This is a genomic window from Coprococcus sp. ART55/1, assembly GCF_000210595.1.
In the GTDB taxonomy this organism is placed as follows: Bacteria; Bacillota; Clostridia; order Lachnospirales; family Lachnospiraceae; genus Coprococcus; species Coprococcus aceti.
Genome location: NC_021018.1, coordinates 1,514,508 through 1,516,488 on the forward strand (window position 1 = coordinate 1,514,508; position 1,981 = coordinate 1,516,488).

Annotated in this window: 3 protein-coding genes; all 3 read right to left on the reverse strand. The window is 32.4% G+C overall.

Annotated elements, in window-relative coordinates; genetic code table 11:
- Positions 1 to 69 precede the first annotated feature (69 nt).
- The 3 genes from CCU_RS06950 to CCU_RS06960 all read right to left on the reverse strand — a co-directional run bounded on the left by CCU_RS06950 (position 70) and on the right by CCU_RS06960 (position 1,828).
- Positions 70 to 510 (reverse strand): hypothetical protein, encoded by a 441-nt coding sequence (locus CCU_RS06950; RefSeq protein ID WP_015534084.1) that lies wholly within the window; start codon positions 508 to 510, stop codon positions 70 to 72.
- A 257-nt stretch (positions 511 to 767) separates the two neighbouring features.
- A complete protein-coding gene (locus CCU_RS06955; RefSeq protein WP_015534085.1) occupies positions 768 to 1,172 on the reverse strand; it encodes a hypothetical protein in 405 nt (134 codons plus the stop codon).
- Positions 1,173 to 1,375: 203 nt separating this feature from the next.
- A complete protein-coding gene (locus CCU_RS06960; protein ID WP_208896070.1) occupies positions 1,376 to 1,828 on the reverse strand; it encodes a hypothetical protein in 453 nt (150 codons plus the stop codon).
- Between the last annotated feature and the right edge of the window lie 153 nt (positions 1,829 to 1,981).

The window sequence follows — 1,981 nt, forward strand, 5'->3', positions numbered from 1 at the left end:
GCTTGGAGTATTTTTCTTCATTTCTTTCCCTCACAAATTCCGATTTCTCAGTTTCAAAAACTGGAATTTTCACACTTCGTCAACTAATGTTTTTTCTTCTCTATAAAGCAAGGTCACAACAAATGCAATAATTATCAAAATATGTAATACAATATGATATACATCAGGAACATATCTTCCATCCACATTTATTAATTGAATGCATTCTGAAAAATAGGCAATCTTCTTGTCCATTTCTCCCATAAATCCTCTTCCAAATAAAGTATACCATTCATGACTTAAGAACTGAGTGACAAACCACCCTGCCAACCATATCAAATGTATATTCCTTCCAACATTTTTTGTAACTAACATTAAAACGAATGTAATTGTCGGAATAAGCATAAATAGCCATTCTTCCTCAAATGCACCTGTTACCAAGTATTTGTCTCCAATCTTCAATCCTATCATTGAAAGAAAATACCACAGTAAAAGAATTATATTTACAATTATTAAATGTGTTTTTTTCATAAATCATATCTCCTAGACAATTCTTAAAATTCCGATTTATCAACGTGTAACATAATTAAATCATATTAGAAATGGGATAAACTATGTACTTTTCTTCAAAATAATATAGTTATTTTTCCGTATGATACTTATATCCCCTCAATTTCTTTTTTACTCCAATTAATATAAGATAGTCACGATAACAATCACGACAATCCATCCTACCTTTTCCATTTTATGTGAACAAAACAATCTCCACACCATCGGTCTTCTAATGCTCATTTTATCATATACTGTTCAAGCATAGTCGGTGCGATATCCATGGCTACAAAAAACTCTTCTGGCAACGTGCAAAGCTCTTGGCTTATAAAATCTTCCGCATCAATATACTTATGATCATTTTCCGGATCATAACATTTCTCATGATTTGCAAAAATAACTATTCCCTCAAAACTCTTCTCAATCTCATAAACAGCATCTCCCGGTACATCATAATTTAGGATAGTGACATGTAATCTATCCTTTGCATCAAGACTGTCGGCAATATAAAATTCATCACAAAATGGCAACTTATTCTCGACAGCAAAATCAATTGTATGCTGGAGATATTCCCTTAAAATCTCTCTGTCCAGCTTATACTTAAAGCCCGAAAAAAAATTTTTCATTTTATTAAATAAACCCATATATCAAATCTGTCCCTTCATATAATTTGCTCATAATACTGGTTATACACTTAAATAATCTTTATATTCTTTATCTAAAAGTTTCTTAAATTCTTTATAATCATCCCATTTAAATGTAAAGCCACATCTTCTTCACTCAAATCTGTACCTTTTTTATTATATTGTATGCAATATCCCAATTCCATCCTTTGAATATTTCCGTTTCAAAACTCTTCGTCTTCATCGATTTCTTCATCTGGTTGAATCTCACAAACAAATTCAATATTTCTTTTACCGAATACATCTGTCAGATAAGTAATCTCTTCTTCATTCATTGTAAAAAATGACCATTCATTCTCGCTGACAGTTATTTTCTCCTGTTCTGTTGTCGTTACCTCCAAAGTGATAACGTTCATGCTTCCCTTCACTGTTTCAAACAGTCTTGTCAATCGTACCTTTGCCAGATCCAGTGCAGTCAGCTTTCCACCATATACAGATACAAGAAAGTTCTTTGTCAAATATATCCTAAAATCATTAAACCAGAGAGCTTCCGGCTGATTACATTCTTCGTCAATCTGCTCTGCCAATGGATGTCTGTATTTTTTAATCGCACGCACCTGGGTTAATACCATCGAAATTCCAATCAATATTAAGATGCCTCCGATATCCAGATTCACAAAATATCCTTCCTTGAGTACTTTTCCATAGGTAAGCTTCGTCATACATATATAAATAATTTGTAATTGATATACTCACTTATTATTTTTTTTACGTTTCTAGTCAGTCACAACTTTCGCATGCCTTCCACTCTTGCCGTACCATTCTCTTCA